At 59.8% G+C, this 18,303-nt stretch carries 12 protein-coding genes; 10 read left to right on the top strand and 2 right to left on the bottom strand.

The window, feature by feature from the left end; genetic code table 11:
- Positions 1-27: 27 nt before the first annotated feature.
- The gene (gene garD / locus F3I47_RS15185) at positions 28-1,587 is read right to left on the bottom strand and encodes a galactarate dehydratase (protein WP_150030180.1); all 1,560 of its coding nucleotides are present in this window, start codon (positions 1,585-1,587) and stop codon (positions 28-30) included.
- Between the two features lie 505 nt (positions 1,588-2,092).
- On the opposite strand from garD, the gene F3I47_RS15180 reads away from it, so the two are divergent.
- From F3I47_RS15180 to F3I47_RS15155, 6 genes are all read left to right on the top strand, one after another.
- Complete coding sequence (locus tag F3I47_RS15180) at positions 2,093-3,454, top strand: MFS transporter (protein WP_009086984.1); 1,362 nt, start codon at positions 2,093-2,095, stop codon at positions 3,452-3,454.
- The gene (locus F3I47_RS15175; RefSeq protein WP_150030181.1) at positions 3,451-4,797 is read left to right on the top strand and encodes an enolase C-terminal domain-like protein; all 1,347 of its coding nucleotides are present in this window, start codon (positions 3,451-3,453) and stop codon (positions 4,795-4,797) included. The genes F3I47_RS15180 and F3I47_RS15175 overlap by 4 nt, the downstream gene beginning before the upstream one ends.
- Before the next feature lie 10 nt (positions 4,798-4,807).
- Complete coding sequence (gene gudD, locus F3I47_RS15170; RefSeq protein WP_150030182.1) at positions 4,808-6,139, top strand: glucarate dehydratase; 1,332 nt, start codon at positions 4,808-4,810, stop codon at positions 6,137-6,139.
- A gap of 42 nt (positions 6,140-6,181) precedes the next feature.
- Complete coding sequence (gene garL, locus F3I47_RS15165; RefSeq protein ID WP_058958278.1) at positions 6,182-6,952, top strand: 2-dehydro-3-deoxyglucarate aldolase; 771 nt, start codon at positions 6,182-6,184, stop codon at positions 6,950-6,952.
- A gap of 18 nt (positions 6,953-6,970) precedes the next feature.
- On the top strand, positions 6,971-7,855 hold the full coding sequence (garR, locus tag F3I47_RS15160; RefSeq protein ID WP_150030183.1) for a 2-hydroxy-3-oxopropionate reductase: 885 nt from the start codon (positions 6,971-6,973) through the stop codon (positions 7,853-7,855).
- A 75-nt stretch (positions 7,856-7,930) separates the two neighbouring features.
- Positions 7,931-9,070 (top strand): glycerate kinase, encoded by a 1,140-nt coding sequence (locus tag F3I47_RS15155; protein WP_150030184.1) that lies wholly within the window; start codon positions 7,931-7,933, stop codon positions 9,068-9,070.
- Positions 9,071-9,089: 19 nt separating this feature from the next.
- Here F3I47_RS15155 and barA read toward each other — a convergent pair whose 3' ends face one another.
- Positions 9,090-11,819 (bottom strand): two-component sensor histidine kinase BarA, encoded by a 2,730-nt coding sequence (barA, locus tag F3I47_RS15150; protein ID WP_009086972.1) that lies wholly within the window; start codon positions 11,817-11,819, stop codon positions 9,090-9,092.
- Between the two features lie 92 nt (positions 11,820-11,911).
- On the opposite strand from barA, the gene rlmD reads away from it, so the two are divergent.
- From rlmD to pyrG, 4 genes are all read left to right on the top strand, one after another.
- Positions 11,912-13,228 carry a 23S rRNA (uracil(1939)-C(5))-methyltransferase RlmD gene (gene rlmD, locus F3I47_RS15145; RefSeq protein WP_150030185.1) on the top strand — a complete coding sequence of 439 codons (1,317 nt, stop codon included), beginning with the start codon at positions 11,912-11,914 and terminating at the stop codon, positions 13,226-13,228.
- 29 nt (positions 13,229-13,257) lie between these two features.
- Positions 13,258-15,489: a GTP diphosphokinase gene (gene relA / locus F3I47_RS15140; protein WP_009086968.1), complete on the top strand. Its 2,232-nt coding sequence runs from the start codon at positions 13,258-13,260 to the stop codon at positions 15,487-15,489.
- Positions 15,490-15,645: 156 nt separating this feature from the next.
- A complete protein-coding gene (mazG, locus tag F3I47_RS15135; protein ID WP_009086966.1) occupies positions 15,646-16,431 on the top strand; it encodes a nucleoside triphosphate pyrophosphohydrolase in 786 nt (261 codons plus the stop codon).
- A 232-nt stretch (positions 16,432-16,663) separates the two neighbouring features.
- Positions 16,664-18,301: a glutamine hydrolyzing CTP synthase gene (gene pyrG, locus F3I47_RS15130; protein ID WP_009086964.1), complete on the top strand. Its 1,638-nt coding sequence runs from the start codon at positions 16,664-16,666 to the stop codon at positions 18,299-18,301.
- Positions 18,302-18,303: the final 2 nt, after the last annotated feature.

Here is an 18,303-nt window from a genome sequence, read left to right as displayed (position 1 = left end):
CGACGGCAGGGAGACACCGGGCACGGCTCACGTCACCGGTGCCGGATTAAAGACCGCCAGCTGATTACGGATGCCCCAGCGATCGGACCAGGTCTGCTTCCTGCCACTGGCGATATCAAGAATTAACGCAAACAGCCGCCAGCCGACCTGCTCAATACTCTCTTCTCCGGTGGCAATCGTGCCGGCATTGATATCCATCAGATCGTGCCAGCGCTCGGCCAGCGCGTTACGGGTTGCCATCTTGATGACCGGAATGGCCGCCAGCCCGTACGGGGTGCCGCGACCGGTGGTGAAGACCTGCAGCGTAATGCCGGAGGCGAGCTGCTGGGTGCCGCAGACAAAATCGCTGGCGGGCGTTGCCGCATAGATCAGTCCGCGGCGGGTGGGGCGCTGACCGGGGGACAGCACTTCCACAATGGCGCTGCGTCCCGATTTGGCGATGGAGCCGAGCGCTTTCTCCACCACGTTCGCCAGTCCCCCTTTTTTATTGCCCGGTGACGGATTGGCGCTGCGGTCGGTGCTGCCCTGGTCGAGGTAATTGTCATACCAGGCCATCTCTTCAAGTAAACGCCTTCCGACCTCCTGATTAATGACCCGCGGCGTCAGCAGGTGAATGGCATCCCGCACCTCCGTGACCTCAGAAAACATCACGGTGGCCCCGCAGCGCACCAGCAGATCCGAGGCGAACCCCACCGCCGGATTCGCCGTCACGCCGGAAAACGCATCGCTGCCGCCGCACTGCATGCCGACAATCAGTTCCGAGGCGGGACAGGTTTCGCGCTGACGCTGATTCAGCCGCTGAAGATGACGCTCTGCCACCTGCAGAATCGCCTTTACCATCGCACCAAACCCCACCAGCTTTTCATCCTGCAAACGCACGATGTCATCATCATCCAGCGAAATCGCCTGCACGTCGGGGGTGCCGGTCAGCAGACGCTCCGGCTGTAACTTTTCGCAGCCGAGGCTGATGACCATCACTTCACCGCCGAAATTCGCATTCAGCGCCAGGTTATGAATCGTGCGAATCGGCACCACCGCTGCGGGGGCGTTGATTGCCACGCCGCAGCCGTAGAGGTGATTCAGCGCGACCACGCCATCCACATTCGGATAGCGCGGCAGTAACTCCCGTTCAATGATCTGCACCACATGATCCACCACACCCGCCACGCAGTGGACGCTGGTGGTGATGCCGAGCAGGTTACGGGTACCCACGCTGCCATCCGCATTGCGGTAGCCCTCAAAGGTGTAGCCCTCCAGCGGCGGCAGGTCGGGCGGGACCTGGGTGGCTAACGGCAGGCTCGCCAGCGGCGGCGCCTCCGGCAGCGCCACCAGTGACTCATCGATCCAGCTGCCGCAGGCAATATCCCGCACGGCATAGCCGATCACTTCGCCATAACGCACGATCGCCCCTCCCTGGTGAATCGCCTGCAGCGCGACTTTATGCCCCTGCGGCACATGTTCCGTCAGCGTCAGGCCATCCGCAAACTGCGTGCCAGCGGGCAGACCCAGCGTGTTGACCACAATCGCCACGTTGTCATGCTCATGGACTCTGATGCAGAGCGGCTGTTCATCTGTTATGGGGTTCATCGCCTATCTCCTGTCGGGCGCACCGGCTTGTCCGGCTCGCATAATCTGACCTGTTACCTGCGGTGTATTAGCCAGCTTCAGTATAAAGAGGGGAAGCAGGCCACACATTGTGCAACTGACCACTATTACGCCGATCTGCCGCGCTGTTTTGGGTCGATTCTCCAGAAGCAAGTGAAACGCCTCACAAAGCGGAGGGGAAAGGGCGACCTGGCACGGTTTCGGCCGCGCTATTTGCCGCTTTCGTGAGCCATGCCGCAGGGTTTCGTGCATCCGCCAGACAATCACTTCATAACGGCCATTATTCCAGGGCGATACGCCAATGTGCTCGCCACAGGCTGTTTTTATACTGAGCGCCGTTAGCCAAAGTCAGGTTATCTGTCACGACGTATTGGCCCGTCCTGAACCAAAGAGATCGCCGTGTTTAACCCAACTTCTCTCTGATACCCAACGCGATGTGTATGCAGTCAGAGCGAATGTAGCTCACGCTATATTTCAGGAGTGCATCATGAATAGTTTCAGCCAGACTGCGGAAGCGGTGCAGAAGCGCACCAACGCCCGTTACTGGATTGTGGTGATGTTATTCATCGTCACCTCATTCAACTACGGCGACCGCGCCACCATTTCGATAGCCGGTTCGGCGATGTCCAAAGATATCGGCCTCGATTCGGTCGGACTGGGCTACATCTTCTCTGCTTTCTCATGGGCGTACGTAATTGGTCAGATCCCAGGCGGCTGGCTGCTCGATCGTTTTGGCTCAAAGCGCGTCTACTTCTGGAGTATTTTTACCTGGTCGCTGTTTACCCTGCTGCAGGGCTTTGTCGATATCTTCAGCGGCTTCGGCATCATCGTGTCACTCTTTCTGCTGCGCTTCCTGGTGGGGCTGGCTGAAGCCCCCTCTTTTCCTGGCAACAGCCGCATCGTGGCCGCCTGGTTTCCGGCGCAGGAGCGTGGCACCGCGGTGGCGATCTTCAATTCAGCGCAATATTTCGCCACGGTGATCTTTGCGCCCATCATGGGCTGGCTGGTGTCGGAAGTGGGCTGGGCACACGTCTTCTGGTTCATGGGCGGGCTGGGGATCATCCTGAGCTTCATCTGGCTGAAAGTGATCCACGATCCCACCGATCACCCCGGCGTAAACAAAGCCGAACTGGCCTACATGGAGCAGGGCGGGGCGCTAATCAATATGGATGTCAAAAAGGAGAGCCGCAGGGTGAGCTGGAGCGAAAAGTGGTTCCAGATCAAACAGCTGCTGACCTCCCGCATGATGCTCGGCATCTACCTCGGCCAGTATTGTGTTAACGCCTTAACCTACTTTTTTATCACCTGGTTTCCGGTCTATCTGGTGCAGGCGCGCGGCATGTCGATTCTCAAAGCGGGCTTTATCGCTTCGGTGCCGGCGGTGTGTGGCTTCCTCGGCGGGGTGCTGGGTGGGGTGATCTCCGACTGGCTGATGCGCAAAACCGGCTCGCTGAATATTGCACGTAAAACGCCGATTGTGCTCGGCATGCTGCTCTCTATCTCGATGGTGATGTGTAACTACACCGAAACCGAGTGGCTGGTGGTCTTCTTCATGGCGCTGGCGTTCTTCGGTAAAGGGATCGGCGCGCTGGGATGGGCAGTGATGGCGGATACCGCCCCCAAAGAGATCAGTGGGCTGAGCGGCGGCCTGTTCAACATGTTCGGCAACTTCTCCGGCATCGTGACGCCCATCGCCATCGGCTACATCATTGCCACCAGCGGCTCCTTTGAGGGTGCGCTGATCTATGTCGGTATCCATGCCTTCGTCGCCGCCTTCAGCTTCCTGGTGATCGCCGGTGATATCAAACGTGTTGAACTGAAAACCCGGCCGGTTAAGGACGCCTCATGACGACGCAAAGTTCACCCGTGATTACGGCGATGCAGGTTATCCCGGTCGCCGGTTACGACAGTATGCTGCTCAACATTGGCGGCGCGCACAACGCCTGCTTTACCCGCAATATCGTGGTGCTCACCGACAGCGCCGGACACACCGGCGTGGGTGAAGCGCCCGGCGGCGACACCATCTACCAGACCCTGGTGGCCGCCATTCCGCAGGTCGAAGGCCAGCAGATTGCCCGCATGAATCGTCTGGTGCAGCAGGTGCATAAAGGGAATGCGTCGGCTGACTTCGCCACCTTTGGCAACGGTGCCTGGACCTTTGAGCTGCGGGTCAACGCCGTGGCCGCGCTGGAAGCGGCGCTGCTCGACCTGCTGGGACAGTGTCTGGGCGTGCCGGTGGCGGAACTGCTGGGGCCGGGCAAACAGCGGGATGAAGTCACGGTGCTGGGCTATCTCTTCTATCTCGGTGACCGCCGCAAAACCGATCTGCCCTATCAGAGTGGTGAGCAGGCCAGCCACGACTGGTATCACCTGCGTCATCAGGAGGCGCTCACCAGCGAAGCGGTCGTGCGACTGGCGGAGGCGGCGGCAGATCGCTATGGCTTTAAAGATTTCAAACTTAAAGGGGGCGTGCTGCCCGGCGAGCAGGAGATCGCCACGGCGGTGGCGCTGAAGCAGCGTTTTCCCGGCGCGCGCATCACAGTAGATCCCAACGGGGCATGGCGGCTGGATGAGGCCATCGCCCTCTGCAAGGGGATGCAGGATGTGCTGAGCTACGCCGAAGACCCCTGCGGGGCAGAGCAGGGCTATTCGGGACGTGAAGTGATGGCCGAGTTCCGGCGCGCGACCGGCCTGCCGGTCGCCACCAATATGATCGCCACCAACTGGCGGGAGATGAACCACGCGGTGATGGTTAACGCGGTCGACATCCCGCTGGCGGACCCGCACTTCTGGACGCTGAGCGGGGCCGTGCGGGTCGCCCAGCTGTGCGATGAGTGGGGCCTGACGTGGGGCTGCCATTCCAATAATCACTTCGATATTTCGCTGGCGATGTTCACCCATGTCGGTGCGGCCGCGCCTGGTAACCCGACCGCGATTGACACCCACTGGATCTGGCAGGAGGGCGATCAGCGCCTGACGAAAAACCCGCTGCAAATCCGCAACGGAAAGATTGCCGTGCCGGATGCGCCGGGTCTGGGGATCGAGCTCGACTGGGACCAGGTGCACAAAGCCAGTGAGCTCTATCAGTCACTGCCCGCCGGTGCGCGCAACGACGCCACGGCGATGCAGTATCTGATCCCCGGCTGGACATTTGATCGCAAGCGCCCGGCATTTGGCCGTGCAACAGCATAAGGAGCAGGAGATGAGTTCAACACCTAAAGTGACCGCCATGCAGGTGATCCCGGTTGCCGGCTACGACAGTATGCTGCTGAATCTCAGCGGCGCGCACTCGCCATTCTTCACCCGCAACATTGTCATTATCAAAGATAACGCCGGACATACCGGCGTCGGTGAAATCCCCGGCGGGGAGAAAATTCGTCAGACGCTGGAAGATGCCGCCTCGCTGGTGGTCGGCAAAACGCTGGGCGAATATAAAAATACCCTCAGCCTGGTGCGCACGACGTTTGCCGATCGGGATGCGGCCGGTCGCGGCAACCAGACCTTTGATCTGCGCACCACAATCCATGTGGTCACCGGCATTGAGGCAGCACTGCTGGATCTGCTGGGTCAGCACCTGGGGGTTAACGTTGCCTCGCTGCTGGGTGACGGGCAACAGCGCGACCGCGTGGAGATGCTCGGCTACCTCTTCTATATCGGCGACCGCAGAAAAACCGCCCTGCCATATCAGAGCCAGCCGGACGATCCATGCGACTGGTATCGCCTGCGTCATGAAGAGGCGCTGACCCCCGAAGCCGTGGTGCGCCTGGCGGAAGCCGCCTATGAGAAATATGGCTTCAACGACTTCAAACTCAAAGGCGGCGTGCTGCGCGGCGGCGAAGAGGCCGAAGCGGTGACGACGCTGGCAAAACGCTTTCCCACGGCGCGTATTACCCTCGATCCCAATGGTGCCTGGTCACTCAATGAGGCGATCCTGCTCGGCAAACAGCTCAAGGGCGTGCTCGCCTACGCAGAAGATCCCTGTGGCGCGGAGCAGGGCTACTCCGGGCGGGAAGTGATGGCGGAGTTCCGCCGCGCGACCGGCATGCCTACCGCCACCAATATGATCGCCACCGACTGGCGACAGATGGGACACACCCTGTCGCTGCAGTCGGTCGACATTCCGCTGGCCGACCCCCATTTCTGGACGATGCAGGGCTCGGTGCGGGTCGCACAGATGTGCCACGACTTCGGCCTGACCTGGGGCTCCCACTCCAATAATCACTTCGACATTTCGCTGGCGATGTTTACCCACGTTGCCGCGGCCGCGCCTGGCGCGATCACCGCCATCGATACCCACTGGATCTGGCAGGAGGGGAATCAGCGTCTCACCAGAGAGCCGTTCCTGATCAAAGGCGGCATGGTGCAGGTGCCGCAGAAGCCGGGTCTCGGTATCGAGCTGGATATGGATCAGGTGATGCAGGCCCACGCGCTCTATCAGAAGCAGGGGCTGGGCGCGCGTGACGATGCCGAAGCGATGCAGTTCCTGGTGCCAGGCTGGACTTTCGATAACAAACGTCCGTGCCTGGTTCGTTAATCTTTCTGGCTCACGCGGAGCCGTCGTCACAGGAGTTCAACCATGAGTAATGCAGCCTGGCCCAACGGATTTCGTCGTCGCCTGTTAGCGGGTGAAACCCTGATTGGCAGCTGGTGCGCGCTGGCCAGTCCGATCTCTACCGAAATCCTGGGGCTGGCCGGTTTTGACTGGCTGGTGCTGGATGGAGAGCATGCGCCCAACGATATCACCACGTTTGTGCCACAGCTGATGGCGCTGAAAGGGAGCCACAGTGCGCCGGTCGTACGGCCGCCCTGCAACGAGCCGGTGATCATCAAGCGCCTGCTGGATATCGGGTTTAACAACTTCCTCGTGCCCTTTGTTGAGACAGAAGAGGAGGCGCGGCGCGCGGTCGCCTCAACCCGCTACCCGCCCGCCGGTATTCGCGGCGTGTCGGTCTCCCATCGCAGCAACATGTACGGCACCCTGCCGGATTACAACCAGAGCATCAATGACAACATCACCGTGCTGGTGCAGATCGAAACCCGGCAGGCGGTTGACCACATCGACGCCATAGCCGCGGTCGACGGCGTGGACGGCATCTTTGTCGGGCCGGGCGATCTCTCTGCGGCGCTGGGCTACCTCGGCCAGCCCGCCCACCCGGAGGTGCTGGACGTGATTAAACACATTTTTGACCGTGCCAGAGCGGCCGGGAAGCCGGCGGGCATTCTGGCCCCGGTGGAGGCGGACGCCCGTCGTTATCTGGAGTGGGGAGCCACCTTTGTGGCGGTCGGCAGCGATCTCGGGGTATTCCGCAGCGCCACCCAGGCGTTGTGCGACAAATTTAAGCGCTAAGCAGCAAGGAGACACGCAATGAAGATTGGATTTATTGGCCTGGGCATCATGGGTAAACCCATGAGCAAAAATCTGCTGAAAGCGGGCTATTCACTGGTGGTGCGCGATCACCACGCCAGCAATGAAGCTGAACTGGCTGAACTGGGCGCGACCGTGGCAACCTCGCCGAAAGAGGTGGCTGAGCAGTGCGAGGTGGTCATTACCATGGTGCCCAACTCGCCGCAGGTGAAAGCGGTCTGTCTGGGAGAGGGCGGCATTATCGAAGGCGCGAAGCCGGGCCTGGTGGTGATCGACATGAGCTCGATTGCGCCGCTGGCGAGCCGGGAAGTGCACGATGCGCTGGCAGAAAAAGGAATCAGCATGCTGGACGCCCCGGTCAGCGGCGGGGAGCCGAAAGCGATTGAAGGCACGCTTTCCGTCATGGCCGGCGGAGAGAAAGCGGTGTTTGAGCGCTGTTACGACATCATGAAGGCGATGGCGGGATCGGTAGTGCACACCGGTGACATCGGCGCGGGCAACGTCACCAAGCTGGCCAATCAGGTGATTGTGGCGCTGAACATCGCGGCGATGTCCGAAGCCCTGTCGCTGGCGACCAAAGCGGGGGTCAGTCCGGAGCTGGTGTTCCAGGCGATTCGTGGCGGCCTGGCGGGCAGCACGGTGCTGGAGGCGAAAGCGCCGATGGTGATGGATCGCAACTTCAGGCCGGGCTTCCGCATCGACCTGCATATCAAGGATCTGGCGAACGCTCTGGATACCTCGCACACGCTGGGCGCGCATCTGCCGCTGACGGCGGCGGTGATGGAGATGATGCAGGCGCTGCGTAATGATGGCCAGGGAACGTCCGACCACAGTGCGCTGGCCTGCTATTATGAGAAGTTAGCGAAGGTTGAAATCGCCCGCTAAATCCCGGTGCCGGTCTCCGCGGAAACCGGCCGGGTTCAGCGCCGTTTCAATGACTCAACTGTGCTCGGATTGCCTATGAAAATCGTAATCGCACCGGATTCATATAAAGAGAGTTTATCCGCCCTGGAGGTGGCATCGGCGATTGAAGCGGGATTCCGTGACATCTTTCCCGATGCCCACTACGTGAAAATACCGGTCGCCGACGGCGGCGAAGGAACGGTAGAAGCGATGGTCGCGGCGACGAAAGGAAACATCGTCAGGCTGAAGGTGACCGGGCCACTGGGCACACAGGTCGAGGCTTTCTATGGCCTCTCCGGCGATGCGTCCACCGCCTATATCGAAATGGCGGCAGCCAGCGGACTGGAGCGGGTGCCCGCCGCCCAGCGCGATCCGCTGATCACCACCTCGTTCGGCACCGGCGAGCTGATCCGGCATGCGCTGGATAAAGGCGTCGGCCACATCATTATTGGCATTGGCGGTAGTGCGACCAACGATGGCGGTGCCGGGATGATGCAGGCGCTGGGCGCCCGGCTGCTGGACGATCGCGGCCAGCAGATTGGTTACGGCGGCGGGGCGCTGCCTGATCTCGCCACCATTGAGATTGACGCACTGGATGCCCGTCTTCGGCAGTGTCGCATTGAGGTGGCATGCGACGTCACCAATCCGCTGACCGGAAAGGAGGGCGCTTCGGCTGTTTTCGGTCCGCAGAAAGGGGCGACACCGGCACTGGTGCAGCAGCTCGATCAGGCGCTGACCCACTACGCCGCGATTATTCAGCGCGACCTTGATATCGACGTGCTGCATATCCCCGGCGGCGGTGCGGCGGGCGGCATGGGGGCGGCGCTGCACGCCTTTTGCCAGGCAGAACTGCGGCGCGGCATCGAAATTGTCACGGAGGCGCTGGGGCTGGCGGAGCAGGTAAAAGATGCCGACCTCGTGATCACCGGGGAAGGCCGCATCGACAGCCAGAGTATCAATGGCAAGGTGCCGGTGGGGGTCGCCAGCGTGGCAAAGCGCTTCAACAAGCCGGTGATAGGCATCGCCGGCAGCCTGACGGAGGATGTGGGGGTGGTGCATCAGCATGGTATTGATGCGGTGTTCAGCGTGCTCTACAGTATCTGCACGCTGGATGAGGCGCTCGCCACGGCCGGCAAAAATGTAACGATGACGGCGCGTAACGTCGCCGCCACGCTAAAGCTGGCCGGCTTTCACTGATCCTGCGGCCAGCCCCGGATTACCCGATGCCCAGCAGCTGCCGGGCTTCACGCGCCACGTTCTCCATCTCATCCTGTAGCTCCAGCAGTTCCGGCTCCAGGGCGGCGATATCGCTGGCCTGCAGCAGCTCTCTCTCCAGCTGGTGGCAGAGCTGCTTCATGCGCGGCACGCCGCTGTAGCTGGCACTGCCGTGCAGCTTGTGAATGATCTCCCGCAGGGCCGTGACCTCATTGGCGGCCATAAACTGTGCCATCTTCGCGTGAACTTCCGGTAAAAACTCCAGCAGCATCCGCAGCAGATCCCGTGCCAGGTCGGGTTTATTCGCCGCCTGCCGCAGTGCCAGCTGCCAGTCCAGCGTCGGCAGTATCGGCGGCAGTTCCGGCACGGCGACCACCGGTGCGGGCGTATAGCGCGCCAGCAGCTGCCTTAACTTGCTCTCATCAATCGGTTTGGCAAGATAGTCATTCATGCCCGCTTTGATGAGCTGCTCGCGTTCGCCATCAATGGCGTGAGCGGTCACCGCCACGATGGGGGTCGTGGCGTGCAGCGGCAGACCACGGATGATTTCGCTGGCGCGAATGCCATCGATGTCAGGCATCTGAATATCCATCAGAATCACATCCAGCGACTGCTGGCGCGCCTCGCGGATAGCGTGTTCGGCGCTGCTGCACAGCAGGATATTCTGCACCTGCTCCTCCAGCAGCGCACCAATCAGCTTGAGGTTGGCAGGGTTATCATCCACTGCCATCACCGTCAGCGGCAGGCGCGGGGAGAAGGGCAGCTCGCTGATCTGGCGGGTGTGCAGATCCAGCAGCATCGGCAGGAGTCGCGTCAGGGAGATTGGCTTCGCAATGCAGCCGTCAATGCCGCGCACCTTCAGTTCATCAGCCAGCAGCATCATCGGGCTGGGCAGGGCCATCAGCACATTATCTGCCCGATCCAGCAGCGCATTGATCCTCCCCTCGTTCAGCAGCTCGGGCTGGCTGATGCTGACCGGCATCGCCATCAGCAGCAGCGGATAGTGGGACGCCGGCAGGCCCTCCAGCGTTTCGCTGTAGTCGATCTGCAACGGCGTGGCGCTCAGCATCTCCAGCGCCGCGCGGGCAACGGTGGCATCCGCCTCGACATAGGCGATGCGGGACTGTGACAGCGCTTCCAGCACGCGCGGCATACCGGGCGCGTTGGGGTTAAGATCCAGCTGCACGCGAATCACAAAGGTAGAGCCCTGATCCGGCTGGCTGCTGAAGGTGATATCCCCGCCCATCTCCCGCACCAGTTTCTGGGTGATGACCAGCCCCAGCCCGGTGCCGCCATGACGGCGCGAAATACTGGCGTCGGCCTGGCGGAACGCCTGAAACAGCTGCGTCTGCTGCTGCTCAGAGATACCGATGCCGCTATCCTCTACCTGAATCTCCAGCTCGACGCGCGTCTGGGTCATAACGCGCTGCGTGACGCGCAGGCCGATGTGGCCCTGTTCGGTAAACTTGATGGCGTTGCCAATCAGGTTGATCAGAATCTGCTGCAGGCGTAGCGCGTCGCCGATGACGTTGTCCGGCACGCTGCTGTCGCACACCACCGTCAGCTCCAGCCCCTTGTCATGCGCCGACGGGGCCAGCAGCACCAGGGTCTCATCCAGGGTGGCACGCAGAGGAAAGGGGATCGCCTCCAGCATCAGCTTGCCCGCTTCCAGCTTCGAAAAATCGAGCACGTCATTAATGATGCTGAGCAGGTTGTTGGCCGAGCGCTCGATGGTCTGCATGTAGTCGCGCTGGGTCGTGCGCAGCTGAGTTTTCAGCATCTGGCGGGTAAAGCCCAGCACGCCATTAAGCGGCGTTCGCAGCTCGTGCGACATGTTTGCCAGGAACTCCGATTTGATGCGCGCCGCTTCCTGAGCGCGCTTCTTCGCCAGATCCAGTTCGACGTTCTGAATCTCCAGCTGTTCCAGCGTTTCCCGCAGATCGTACGTCGCCTGGTCGATGTTGTGCTGCATCTCTTCGTGATAGGCGGTCAGCGACATCGCCATGGCGTTGATGCCGTTTTTCAGCGTGCTGAGTTCGCCCAGCATGTACCCCTCAACGCGGCTGTCGAGCTGACCGCGACGGATGCGGTCAACGGTGGTCACCATGTTGCGGATCGGGCCGGTGACATCACGCATCAGACGATAGGCAAACAGCATCGCGAGGCAGAGGCAGAAGAGCAGCATCAGGGTCGCGACAAACACCTCTTTATACTGCTGCAGGCGCACCGACTGCAGATCGAGTTCAATCGCCACATAGCCCAGGGGGTTGCCCGAGGGTTTGACCTTTTCATCGGGCAATTCATCCAGATCGTAACGCTCGGCCGTGATCGGCGTGCGCAAAATCAACAGATTACCGTGACGCTCCATGGAGACATCATCGGGCAGGGCGTGGATATCCTCCTGCTGCAGCAGGCTGAGGTTCTGCCGGTTATTGGAGGTGACGTAGAGCTGGTTATGATTATCGAACACCGAGATCGCCCGGACGATGCCGGAGTGGCGGCGGTGCAGTAAACTCACCAGCTCCCGCATCGCATCGCGATCGTCCCAGGTCATGCTGTATTCGCTGGAGATAGCCAGCGGTTCGATGATATTCGCCCCGGCATCGATTACCTGGCGCTGCAGTTCATTGTAGCGATGGACCACAAAAAATGAGCTGAGCAGCAGGCCAACCATCAGCGTGGGTGCCAGAATTAAAATCATCATTCGCGCCCGCAGGCTGTATTTGGTCATAATAGTCGCCTGGCTACTCCGGCATTAACCTCCCTGCACATCCTGTCGACAGCACCGTGCAGGTCGTTTCGATAAAGAGAACTGATAACACTATGGCGCAATTTTACGTTGCAAAACAGCGCGTGGCGACACAACAGCGGATCACCGTCACCATCGATGAGCTCGATCCGTTCGGGCAGGGCGTGGCGCGTCACAAAGGCAAAACGATTTTTGTCGCCGGTGCCTTGCCGGGTGAGCAGGCGGAGATCACGCTGACAGAGGATAAACGCCAGTTTGCCCGGGGGAAAGTGAAACGGCTGCTCAGCCGCAGTCCGGCGCGCGTCGCACCGCGCTGTCCCCACTTTGATCGCTGCGGTGGCTGCCAGCAGCAGCATGCAGAGGTGGAGCTGCAGCAGCAGAGCAAAGCTCAGGCGCTGAGCCGGATGCTGAGCCAGGCCGCCGCGCGGACGATCGCGGTGGAGGAGGTGATCGCCGGTGAACCCTGGGGCTACCGGCGTCGCGCCCGTCTGGGTCTGCAGTGGCAGAATAAAGCGCAGCGGCTGCAGATGGGGTTCCGCCAGGAGGCGAGCAACGATCTGGTCGATATCCAGCACTGCCCCGTTTTAGTGCCCGAACTTGAGGCATTGCTGGTGCCGCTGCACCACTGCCTGAGTGCACTGCGCGCCGTCAGGCGTCTCGGTCATGTGGAACTGGTGCTGGCGGATAACGGCCCGCTGATGATCCTGCGCCATCTTGATGCGCTGCACCCGGACGACCGTGAAAAACTGGAACAGTTTTCGCATAAGCATCAGCTGATGCTCTTCCTGGATGCGGGTGATGAAGGGTTAACGTCGCTAACTACTCAGACACCTTTTTATCACTCTCACCAGCTTAAGCTAACCTTCAGTCCACAGGACTTTATTCAGGTTAACGATGCGGTGAATCAGCAGATGGTGGCAAAGGCGATAGCCTGGCTCGATCTGCAACCGGAAGACCGGGTTCTGGATCTCTTTTGCGGCATGGGAAACTTCACACTTCCTATAGGAATCTTCGTACAAAATGTGGTTGGTGTGGAGGGGGTTGCAGCATTAGTGCGGCAGGCAGCGTATAATGCTGATTCGAATAATCTTAAAAACGTCAGTTTTTTTCAGCATAATCTGGAAGAGACGGTGTCGCGCCAGCCGTGGGCGGCACAGGGATTTAACAAGGTATTACTCGATCCGGCACGCGCCGGGGCTGCGGGCGTAATGGCACATGTGGTTAAACTTGCGCCAGAACGCGTGGTCTATGTGTCGTGTAATCCAACAACACTCGCCCGCGACAGTCAGGTCTTGCTGTCGGCAGGCTACCAATTGGAAAGGGTCGCGATGCTGGATATGTTCCCTCATACCCGTCATCTCGAATCCATGGTGCTGTTCAGAAAAACATAAGCGATGTATGTCGTTGTGCAGGAGAGGTTATGGTTGCGGTCAGAAGTGCGCATTTAAATACTGAGGGGGAATTTGCCCTCGACCAGTGGATCGCCAGTCTCGGTATCGCCAACCCGCAATCATGTCAACGCGTTGCCGATACCTGGCGCTACTGTGAAGCGCAGACGCAGGACCATCCCGATCAGTCGCTGCTGCTGTGGCGCGGGATCGAGATGGTGGAAATCCTCTCCATGCTCAGCATGGATATCGAAAGCCTCTGTGCTGCGCTGATCTTCCCGCTGGCTAACGATGAAGTGGTGAGTGAGGAGGAGCTGGAAACCGCCGTCGGCAAAGGCATCGTCTCGCTGGTGCACGGCGTGCGCGACATGGACGCCATCCGCCAGCTGAAAGCGATTCACAACGACTCCATGGCCTCTGAACAGGTCGATAACGTCCGCCGTATGCTGCTGGCGATGGTCGAAGATTTCCGCTGCGTGGTGCTGAAGCTGGCCGAGCGCATCATGAACCTGCGCGAAATGAAAGATGCGCCGGAAGATGAGCGGGTGCTGGCGGCCAAAGAGAGCACCAACATCTATGCCCCGCTGGCCAACCGTCTCGGCATCGGTCAGCTCAAATGGGAGCTGGAAGATTACTGCTTCCGCTATCTGCATCCCGACGAATACAAACATATTGCCCGGTTACTGCATGAGCGGCGTATCGACCGCGAGCAGTATATCGACAACTTCGTCAGCAACCTGCGCAAAGAGATGGCCAAAGAGGGCGTGCGCGCCGAGGTCTACGGTCGTCCGAAACATATCTACAGCATCTGGCGTAAGATGCAGAAAAAGTCGCTGGCCTTTGATGAGCTGTTTGACGTGCGGGCGGTGCGCATTGTGGCCGATCGCCTGCAGGATTGCTACGGCGCGCTGGGCACGGTGCATACGCTCTATCGCCATCTGCCCAGCGAGTTTGATGACTACGTCGCCAACCCGAAACCCAACGGCTATCAGTCGATTCATACCGTGGTGTTAGGCCCGCAGGGCAAAACGGTGGAGATTCAGATCCGTACCCGCCAGATGCATGAAGATGCGGAGCTGGGGGTGGCGGCGCACTGGAAATACAAAGAGGGGCCAACCTCAAGCAGCGCGCGTGGCGCTGCCGGCCACGAAGAGCGCATCGCCTGGCTGCGTAAGCTGATCAGCTGGCAGGAGGAGATGGCGGACTCGGGCGAGCTGCTTGAAGAGGTGCGCAGCCAGGTGTTTGATGACCGGGTCTACGTCTTTACCCCGAAAGGGGACGTGGTGGATCTGCCCGCCGGATCGACACCGCTCGACTTTGCCTACCATATTCACAGCGACATCGGTCACCGCTGCATCGGCGCAAAAATTGGCGGCCGCATTGTGCCGTTTACCTATCAGTTGCAGATGGGCGATCAGGTTGAGGTGATTACCCAGAAGCAGCCGAACCCGAGTCGCGACTGGCTCAACCCGAACCTGGGCTACATCACCACCAGCCGCGGACGCTCGAAGATCCACAACTGGTTCCGCAAGCAGGATCGCGACAAGAACATTGCCGCCGGACGGCAGATTCTGGATAACGAGCTGAACCAGTTCGATATCAGCCTGCGCGAGGCGGAAAAACTGCTGCTGCCGCGCTATAACGTGACCTCGCTTGAAGAGCTGCTGGCGGCGATTGGCGGCGGCGATATTCGTCTTAATCAGATGGTGAACTTCCTGCAGGCGAAGCTGAACAAGCCGAGCGCCGAAGAGGAAGATCGCGAGGCGCTGCGCCAGCTGACGCAGAAAGCCTACACTCCGCCGGCGCGCAAAGAGAGCGGGCGTGTGGTCGTGGAAGGGGTGGGCAATCTGATGCACCATATCGCCCGCTGCTGCCAGCCGATCCCGGGCGACGATATTGTCGGTTTCATCACCCAGGGGCGCGGCATCTCTATCCACCGCGCCGACTGCGACCAGCTGGCCGAACTGATCTCACACGCCCCGGAACGCATCGTCGATGCAGTGTGGGGCGAAAGCTACTCCAGCGGCTATTCGCTGGTGGTGCGGGTGACGGCCAACGATCGCAGCGGGCTGCTGCGCGACATCACCACCATTCTCGCCAATGAAAAAGTGAATGTGCTGGGCGTGTCGAGCCGCAGCGACACCAAAAAACAGCTCGCCACCATCGACATGGATATTGAGATCTACAACCATCAGGTACTGGGACGTGTCCTGGCGCGTCTGAACCAGGTCTCTGATATCATTGACGCCCGTCGCCTGCACTGATTATCAGTCAGGCCCTGCGGCAACCGGCAGCGTGCGGTTGCGCGGGCGCAATCTGCACCCCGGGGCGCTGCCGGACGCGCGTTACTGCATCCGTCAGCGACTGTCATGCGCCTCTCTGTTTCCTGTCATCTGACCATCAATCAAGGATCTACCCGAATGAACGCTATTGAGCGCCTGCTTGGCATTATGAAAACCCTGCGCGATCCCGAGCATGGCTGTCCGTGGGATCGTGAACAGACCTTTGCCACCATCGCGCCCTATACGCTGGAAGAGACCTATGAGGTGCTGGATGCCATCCAGCGCGAAGATTTCAGCGACCTGCGCGGCGAGCTGGGCGACCTGCTGTTTCAGGTGGTCTTTTATGCCCAGATGGCGAGCGAAGCGGATCGCTTCAACTTTGAGGATGTCTGCCACGCCATCAGCGACAAGCTGGAGCGCCGTCATCCGCACATCTTTGGCGAGGCCACGGCGGAAACCAGCACGGAGGTGCTGAAAAACTGGGAAGCGATTAAGAGCGCCGAACGGGCAGAGAAAGCGCAGCATTCGGCGCTGGACGACATCCCGAAAGCACTGCCCGCGCTGATGCGCGCTCATAAAATCCAGAAGCGTTGCCATAATGTCGGCTTCGACTGGACCACCCTGGGGCCGGTGGTGGCGAAAGTGCATGAAGAGATTGATGAGGTCATGCATGAGGCGCAGCAGAGCGTGGTGGACAGCGAAAAGCTGGAAGAGGAGATTGGCGATCTGCTGTTCGCCACCGTCAACCTGTCGCGCCATCTGGGCAGCAAAGCAGAAACCGCGCTGCAGAAGGCCAACGACAAGTTTGAGCGCCGCTTCCGCGCGGTGGAAGCGATCATTGCCGCGCAGGGACTGAGTATGCCGGGTGCGACGCTGGAACAGATGGAGGCCGCCTGGCAGCAGGTCAAAGCCGGGGAGAAGTGATGATTATTCCAGCGCTGTGCATAAAGTCGCCGTTTGCGCTTACACGATTCAGCGCGCCATCAACTTTGTGACGCACGTCAACATTTCTTTGGCGGCTATCCGCTATGTTAGCCGCAGCAATGCGTTGGAGGATGGCTGTGATTCATCAATTGTGGCTGATAGCGGTTTCCAGTATACTGTTTTCCCGTCCTGGTTATTCCACCGTCTTTAAACCTAAACTCTCAGGTTCAGCATGACAACGAATTATATTTTTGTGACCGGCGGGGTCGTTTCCTCTCTGGGTAAAGGCATTGCCGCAGCCTCCCTCGCAGCCATTCTCGAAGCCCGTGGTCTGAACGTGACCATCATGAAGCTGGACCCGTATATCAACGTGGATCCAGGCACCATGAGCCCGACGCAGCACGGCGAAGTTTTCGTCACTGACGACGGCGCCGAAACTGACCTGGATCTGGGTCACTACGAGCGCTTCATCCGCACCAAAATGACGCGTCGCAACAACTTCACCACGGGTCGTATCTACTCAGATGTCCTGCGCAAAGAGCGCCGGGGCGACTATCTGGGCGCAACCATTCAGGTTATCCCGCACATCACCAACGCCATCAAAGAGCGCATCATTGAAGGCGGCGAAGGTCATGATGTCGTGCTGGTCGAAATCGGCGGCACGGTAGGCGATATCGAATCGCTGCCGTTCCTGGAAGCGATTCGTCAGATGGCCGTCGATGTGGGCCGCGAGCACACCATGTACATGCACCTGACGCTGGTGCCTTATATGGCGGCGGCGGGTGAGGTGAAAACCAAACCGACTCAGCACTCTGTTAAAGAGCTGCTGTCGATCGGTATCCAGCCAGACGTGCTGATTTGCCGTTCTGACCGTGCCGTACCGGCTAACGAACGCGCCAAAATCGCCCTGTTCTGTAACGTCCCTGAAAAAGCGGTTATCTCGCTGAAGGACGTCGATTCCATCTACAAGATTCCTGGCATGCTGAAATCGCAGGGCCTGGATGACTATATCTGCAAGCGCTTCAACCTGAACGCACCGGAAGCCAACCTGGCCGAGTGGGAGCAGGTGATTTACGAAGAAGCCAATCCGGGTGGCGAAGTCACCATCGGTATGGTGGGCAAGTATGTTGAGCTGCCGGATGCCTATAAGTCCGTGATCGAAGCGCTGAAACATGGCGGCCTGAAAAATCGCGTGACCGTGAACATCAAACTGATCGATTCGCAGGATGTGGAATCACGCGGTGTCGAATTGCTGAAAGATCTGGATGCGATTCTGATTCCGGGTGGCTTCGGTTACCGCGGTGTGGAAGGCAAGCTGATGACCGCGCAGTACGCGCGTGAAAACAATGTGCCGTACCTGGGTATCTGCCTGGGCATGCAGGTCGCGCTGATGGAGTTTGCGCGCAATGTCGCCGGGATGCCGGGCGCCAACTCCACCGAATTTGTGCCAGACTGTAAATACCCGGTGGTGGCGTTAATTACCGAATGGCGTGACGAAGAGGGCAACGTCGAAGTCCGCAGCGAGCAGAGCGATCTGGGCGGCACCATGCGTCTGGGCAGCCAGCAGTGTCAGTTAACGCCGGGCAGCCAGGTTCGCCAGCTCTACGGCTCTGACACCATCGTTGAGCGCCATCGCCACCGCTATGAAGTCAACAATATGCTGTTAAAGCAGATTGAAGCAGCCGGTCTGCGCGTGGCGGGTCGCTCTGGTGATGATCAGCTGGTTGAGATCATCGAGATCCCGAACCATCCGTGGTTTGTGGCTTGCCAGTTCCACCCGGAGTTCACCTCGACACCACGCGATGGCCATCCGTTGTTTGCCGGCTTTGTGAAAGCCGCGCATGAGCATCAGAAGCGTTTAGCGAAGTAAGT

This window comes from Pantoea sp. M_10 (assembly GCF_008631515.1).
Lineage (GTDB): Bacteria > Pseudomonadota > Gammaproteobacteria > Enterobacterales > Enterobacteriaceae > Pantoea > Pantoea anthophila.
Note: the sequence above shows the minus strand (reverse complement) of the source record. Positions and strands in the feature narration are given on the sequence as shown.

Excerpts from the sequence above, each read along its gene's own strand:
- garR (WP_150030183.1), top strand. The coding sequence starts at position 6,971 with ATGAAGATTGGATTTATTGGCCTGGGCATCATGGGTAAACCCATGAGC.
- rlmD (WP_150030185.1), top strand. The coding sequence starts at position 11,912 with ATGGCGCAATTTTACGTTGCAAAACAGCGCGTGGCGACACAACAGCGG.
- garL (WP_058958278.1), top strand. The coding sequence starts at position 6,182 with ATGAGTAATGCAGCCTGGCCCAACGGATTTCGTCGTCGCCTGTTAGCG.
- F3I47_RS15180 (WP_009086984.1), top strand. The coding sequence starts at position 2,093 with ATGAATAGTTTCAGCCAGACTGCGGAAGCGGTGCAGAAGCGCACCAAC.
- relA (WP_009086968.1), top strand. The coding sequence starts at position 13,258 with ATGGTTGCGGTCAGAAGTGCGCATTTAAATACTGAGGGGGAATTTGCC.
- garD (WP_150030180.1), bottom strand. The coding sequence starts at position 1,587 with ATGAACCCCATAACAGATGAACAGCCGCTCTGCATCAGAGTCCATGAG.
- F3I47_RS15175 (WP_150030181.1), top strand. The coding sequence starts at position 3,451 with ATGACGACGCAAAGTTCACCCGTGATTACGGCGATGCAGGTTATCCCG.
- F3I47_RS15155 (WP_150030184.1), top strand. The coding sequence starts at position 7,931 with ATGAAAATCGTAATCGCACCGGATTCATATAAAGAGAGTTTATCCGCC.
- gudD (WP_150030182.1), top strand. The coding sequence starts at position 4,808 with ATGAGTTCAACACCTAAAGTGACCGCCATGCAGGTGATCCCGGTTGCC.
- barA (WP_009086972.1), bottom strand. The coding sequence starts at position 11,819 with ATGACCAAATACAGCCTGCGGGCGCGAATGATGATTTTAATTCTGGCA.
- pyrG (WP_009086964.1), top strand. The coding sequence starts at position 16,664 with ATGACAACGAATTATATTTTTGTGACCGGCGGGGTCGTTTCCTCTCTG.
- mazG (WP_009086966.1), top strand. The coding sequence starts at position 15,646 with ATGAACGCTATTGAGCGCCTGCTTGGCATTATGAAAACCCTGCGCGAT.